Annotated in this window: 7 protein-coding genes and 1 pseudogene; 4 read left to right on the top strand and 4 right to left on the bottom strand. The window is 51.2% G+C overall.

The window, feature by feature from the left end:
- The 3 genes from AC4PR2_RS27805 to AC4PR2_RS27795 form a co-directional block, all read right to left on the bottom strand.
- Window positions 1-584, bottom strand: a 584-nt coding sequence (locus tag AC4PR2_RS27805; RefSeq protein WP_492175906.1) for a DUF3102 domain-containing protein, incomplete at its 3' end; no start/stop codon positions are given.
- 13 nt (window positions 585-597) lie between these two features.
- On the bottom strand, window positions 598-915 hold the full coding sequence (locus AC4PR2_RS27800; RefSeq protein ID WP_492175905.1) for a helix-turn-helix domain-containing protein: 318 nt from the start codon (window positions 913-915) through the stop codon (window positions 598-600).
- Window positions 916-968: 53 nt separating this feature from the next.
- Window positions 969-1,154 carry a DNA-binding protein gene (locus AC4PR2_RS27795; RefSeq protein ID WP_492175903.1) on the bottom strand — a complete coding sequence of 62 codons (186 nt, stop codon included), beginning with the start codon at window positions 1,152-1,154 and terminating at the stop codon, window positions 969-971.
- 85 nt (window positions 1,155-1,239) lie between these two features.
- On the opposite strand from AC4PR2_RS27795, the gene AC4PR2_RS27790 reads away from it, so the two are divergent.
- Window positions 1,240-1,662: a helix-turn-helix domain-containing protein gene (locus tag AC4PR2_RS27790; protein ID WP_399610249.1), complete on the top strand. Its 423-nt coding sequence runs from the start codon at window positions 1,240-1,242 to the stop codon at window positions 1,660-1,662.
- Window positions 1,659-2,639 (top strand): hypothetical protein, encoded by a 981-nt coding sequence (locus AC4PR2_RS27785; RefSeq protein WP_492175902.1) that lies wholly within the window; start codon window positions 1,659-1,661, stop codon window positions 2,637-2,639. Before AC4PR2_RS27790 ends, AC4PR2_RS27785 begins: the two co-directional genes overlap by 4 nt.
- Before the next feature lie 76 nt (window positions 2,640-2,715).
- Here the strand turns inward: AC4PR2_RS27785 and AC4PR2_RS27780 are convergent, their stop codons facing one another.
- On the bottom strand, window positions 2,716-3,486 hold the full coding sequence (locus AC4PR2_RS27780) for a DNA adenine methylase (RefSeq protein WP_399610253.1): 771 nt from the start codon (window positions 3,484-3,486) through the stop codon (window positions 2,716-2,718).
- A 253-nt stretch (window positions 3,487-3,739) separates the two neighbouring features.
- On the opposite strand from AC4PR2_RS27780, the gene AC4PR2_RS27775 reads away from it, so the two are divergent.
- Together AC4PR2_RS27775 and AC4PR2_RS27770 are read left to right on the top strand one after the other, a co-directional pair.
- Window positions 3,740-4,093 carry a putative holin gene (locus AC4PR2_RS27775; protein ID WP_399610255.1) on the top strand — a complete coding sequence of 118 codons (354 nt, stop codon included), beginning with the start codon at window positions 3,740-3,742 and terminating at the stop codon, window positions 4,091-4,093.
- A 2-nt stretch (window positions 4,094-4,095) separates the two neighbouring features.
- A pseudogene (locus AC4PR2_RS27770) lies at window positions 4,096-4,319 on the top strand (transglycosylase SLT domain-containing protein); the annotation flags it as partial.

Raw genomic sequence — 4,319 nt, 5'->3', positions numbered from 1 at the left:
TTCATTGCGTTGAGTTCGGCATCTTTCTGCGCCACCACGCGGCATTTGACGTCATATTCGTCGCGTTTTTCGCGCAGCGCCTTGCGCAGTTCGCGGCTGGTCATGCGATCAATGTCGTCCAGCGTCATGCCCACCACTGTGCCACCCTCGGCCAACTCGGCGAGATCGTCATCGCTTTCGGTCATAAGCTCGAACAGTTTGGTTTTGCCCAAAACGGCAAGCGCCTGCCGTTTTGCACCAAGTTGAGGTGAGCAATATTTTAAAGCTGCTTGCATCATCAATCGGGCTGTACGCTCTGCCATACCCAATTGGTCGGTGACGATCTCTGTGAAGTCTCCGTGAGGTTCATTTTCTTTCAGAATCACAAGGCGTTTACCTGCTTCCAGCATCGCCTCGGCGCTTTGTGCCATATAGAACTTGGCCTCGTGCACAATGCGGCTGCGATCATAAGGAAGCCCCTCGCCAAACTGCTCCATAATCAGGTGGCGGTGTTCGCTGATCGCGTTGAGATCACCTTCCAGTCCCTGAGGCAGCTTGCCTTCGATGGAATCAATCACCTGCAGGTTGTTTTTAGGTCTTGCCATTTTCTTAACCTCGTTAGTTGTTGCTGCCGGCTATCACGCGCTGGTTGAGTTCCGCGATGCGGGCCTGGCCGGATGCCATCTCGTTGGAGAAAGACTGGGCGATATAGAGCAGATGCATGCCGGGTGCGTATCGCCCGGTGGGCAGCCGCTGCACCATGCCCTCGTTCACCAGCGTGTTCAGCGTTCTGCTGATGTTGGCGGGCGATTCCTGCAGGGCGATAGCCAGTTCGTTGTTGGAAACGCCATCCAGCGAGTGCCCCTTGAGCGCTTTCATGATCAGGATCGCGCGGCGGATGGTCTGTGATGTATTGGTTGATGGGCTTGAACGCATGATCTCCCCCTTTTCTGTATTTGAAATGCTGTTACAATCAAAGCAAAGATGTGTTAAGCGGCGATACGAGACTTCAACCCTAACTTGACGGCAATTTCGTGAGCCTTGCCATAGTTGGCCTTGGCTTGCCCGTTGAGTACGCGATAGACCTCATTACGGGTGTAGCCGTTTTCTTTAGCCCAGCGCGTGAATGTGATCCCTCGTTGGCGGAAGAGGGTTTTGACTTGTTCTGCGGTCATCGTTGTCTCCTTAGCTGACGCAATGATGTTTGGTTCATGTGTGATAGATTATGTGATCTATACATCACTATGTCAAGGTGGATATGTGATCGATAAGTCAATTTATGAGCGTCTAAAAGAAGAACGAAAAAAACTAAAACTGACTCAGGCTACGGCGGCAGCACTCGCGGGGATAAAGCGTGAAACTTGGAGTAGATATGAGTCGGGTCTCATGTCTCCAGGGATGGATGTCTTAGCTGCATTAGCTACTGCTGGTGCCAACGTTCAATACATTCTAACTGGTGTTACATCTGGGGTGACTCTTTCAAGGGATGAAATGGAGTTACTGCAGCATTACCGACAGGCACCCGTCCAGGCCAAGGCATCACTATTGTTAGCTTTGACTATGGGTTCTTCCAGGGAGCGGGCAGAGCAGGTGGTTCAAGGGGACGTCCTTGGCAACGTCATCAAGGGTGACGTAACAATTGGCGTCGGTGGGATAATGAACAAAAACACTAAACGAAAATGAGCGATCCAAAGCAAACAATCAATGGAGATGCAGGCAACGTTGTTAGTGGTGACGTCACCATCAATAACTACTCCGCAGAGGCTTCACCCGCTGACTCACAACTGATGTCTAAACGTCAGCGGAAGCACTTGAACAGGCTCATTGATGAGCTGGTTGAAGCCGGTGAGAGTCGACCAGGTATGTGGTGGACGATACACAATAAGCTCAATAATGAAAATATCAATGAAATGACGAGCACAGACTATCATGCTGCAATAGAGATGCTTGAGGCACGGAAAAACCGAATAAAATACCTCAAGGATTGCAACTATCTTATACGTAAGATAATAAAAATTACTGATAATTCTCACCTTAAAGAAAGAGACCACTATTGTCTCAGGAACTTCGGTTCTACATACCTCAAAGATTTAGACAAAGAGCAGCTTCAGAAAGTGTTTGGGTATTTTGATGATTTGCTGAAATCTAGCGATAATGAGAAAAACACGGAACAAGCACAGGGGATCGTTCAAAAAACAGCAAAATCAGGGGTAACCAGAAACAAATGGTTTTTCCTCTGGGGGCTGGGATTAGTCATTGTGATCGCGATTCTTGCTGGAGGTATAAATCATTTCGGTAAGCGGGCATCCGCAAAAGAACGTACCATAAACTCAGATTCTGTTTTTAGTGTTGATACAAGTAATAGCGTCATCAATGCTTCCCTCCCCGCATTACGCGGCGTGTTTCCTGGTTTAAACAAGTACAAAGATGCTCTACATTCCGTAGCGACTTACAGGCAAAAGTCGGGGTGGCATACGCTAAAATTTGTCGTAGGTGCAGAACCGTCTGTCCCCGAGAGTTACGGAGTCAAAGGAAAGGCGTGCTATATCAATTTAAACCCGGAGGGTGACTATGCCCGAGTATCAGTTGCATCATGCCGATCACTTTTATTAGATCAGCAAGATACGCCCTCTAATAATTATCGTTTTATCCTTAAGTAGGATATTTATCCTGATTGTTGGCGCATTCGCAGGCAACAAAGCAGGCCGCCATTATGGCGAGCGGCCTGCGCTGAAATCAGAAGTTGCAGATGATTAGTTCTCTCTTTGAGCTTGCTTTACCTGTGGTCTGCAGGTTGTAACGAATGGATTCGCTCTGCATCGTGAATCCACTGAAGGCTTGACGCATCTCGGAGATGTCGTTCACCGAAATAATCATTTTCCCTTTGATGCTGCGTGCCAGCGCCGCCATACGATCATAATTATCCAGGCCAAACTCCACACCATAACCCTCAGTGCCCCAGTAAGGCGGATCGCAATAAAATAGCGTATGCGGCCGGTCGTAGCGTTCGATGCACGTCGCCCAGTCCATGTGCTCGATCACAGTGCGCGATAAGCGAAGGTGAGCCATCGACAGCTCCTCCTCTATGCGCAGCAGATTAAAACGGGGCGCGCTGGTGGTGGAGGTACCAAACGTGTGATCGGCTACCTTGCCGCCAAAAGCCTGCTTTTGCAGGTAGTAAAACCGGGCGGCCCGCTGGATATCGGTAAGCGTTTCCTCCGGTGTATCTTGGAGCCATTTATATATCTGCCGACTAACCAGCGCCCATTTGAACTGCCGCACAAACTCTTCTAGGTGGTGCTTGACGACGCGGTAAAGGTTGACCAGCTCCCCGTTAATATCGTTGATCACCTCGGTTTTGCTGGGCGTTTTCAGGAAGTACAGCGCCGCTGCTCCGCAGAACGGCTCTACGTAGCAGGTGTGCGCAGGAAACAGCGGCAGGATATGTTTGGCCAGTCGGCGTTTGCCGCCGATCCAGGGAACGATGGGTAATGCCTGGTCTTTCATTATCTGTAAGCCTTTTTCATTGAGTGAAAATACGGTAGGCTGTTCCGGTCGTCGATGACAGGAGAGCCCCGGTTGACTCACAGGCGTGATCTGTGTGTTGACGACCTGCCCAGTGTCTCACCACCGGGCGGGTCGCTCTTTTCTCCGAGATCATCCTGTCCAATATTAATATCCGTCGCTCTTAAAGCCCTTTAAAAGCACTCCCTGCGCATCACTGGCATGCTGACTCCATCGTAAAAATGGAGGCTTTGCCATGCATTCCCGCAAAAAACGCACCTTACCCCGCCCCAAAAAACCACGCCTTAGCGGCTGGCTGCTGACGGCGATCTTCTTGTTCCTGGTCATTGCGCTGGTATCGCCACAGCAGATCACCGTCGTGATCTACAAATTGTCGCTGATCACCCTGGCGGCGGTTACCGGCTACTGGCTCGACAGGTCACTCTTTCCCAAGGCTCGCCCCGGTCAGTATCTGCGCCACGAGAAGCCCCTGATAGAGATCGGCCGCTTTCCGGTGCAGACCGGGTGCCACATGGTTTTTGCCATCGCCATGCTGCGCCGGGCCATCGTGGTCTCGGCGGTGTGCCTGGCCGTTGCGATGGGACTCTGACCATGAGCTGGCCTCAAGTCACTCTCATCATCCTGTTCGCCTTCGGTCTGGGCGTAACAGCCATTAAGCACGGCGAGCCACGCGACGATAAATACAGCTTCTGGTGGCAGCTTGTGGCCAATCTGGTGATTGCCTGGTTGCTTTGGTGTGGCGGATTCTTTTCCCAGGCACAGGCGGCCCAGCCGCCGGCCGCCGCTCAGCACTACCGGGATGCGACCATTCGTAA

This window comes from Serratia sp. A07 (assembly GCF_058725505.1).
Note: the sequence above shows the minus strand (reverse complement) of the source record. Positions and strands in the feature narration are given on the sequence as shown.

What these genes read in the sequence shown, in the direction of transcription:
- AC4PR2_RS27800 (WP_492175905.1), bottom strand. Translation starts at nt 915, where the DNA reads ATGCGTTCAAGCCCATCAACCAATACATCACAGACCATCCGCCGCGCG.
- AC4PR2_RS27795 (WP_492175903.1), bottom strand. Translation starts at nt 1,154, where the DNA reads ATGACCGCAGAACAAGTCAAAACCCTCTTCCGCCAACGAGGGATCACA.
- AC4PR2_RS27785 (WP_492175902.1), top strand. Translation starts at nt 1,659, where the DNA reads ATGAGCGATCCAAAGCAAACAATCAATGGAGATGCAGGCAACGTTGTT.
- AC4PR2_RS27780 (WP_399610253.1), bottom strand. Translation starts at nt 3,486, where the DNA reads ATGAAAGACCAGGCATTACCCATCGTTCCCTGGATCGGCGGCAAACGC.
- AC4PR2_RS27775 (WP_399610255.1), top strand. Translation starts at nt 3,740, where the DNA reads ATGCATTCCCGCAAAAAACGCACCTTACCCCGCCCCAAAAAACCACGC.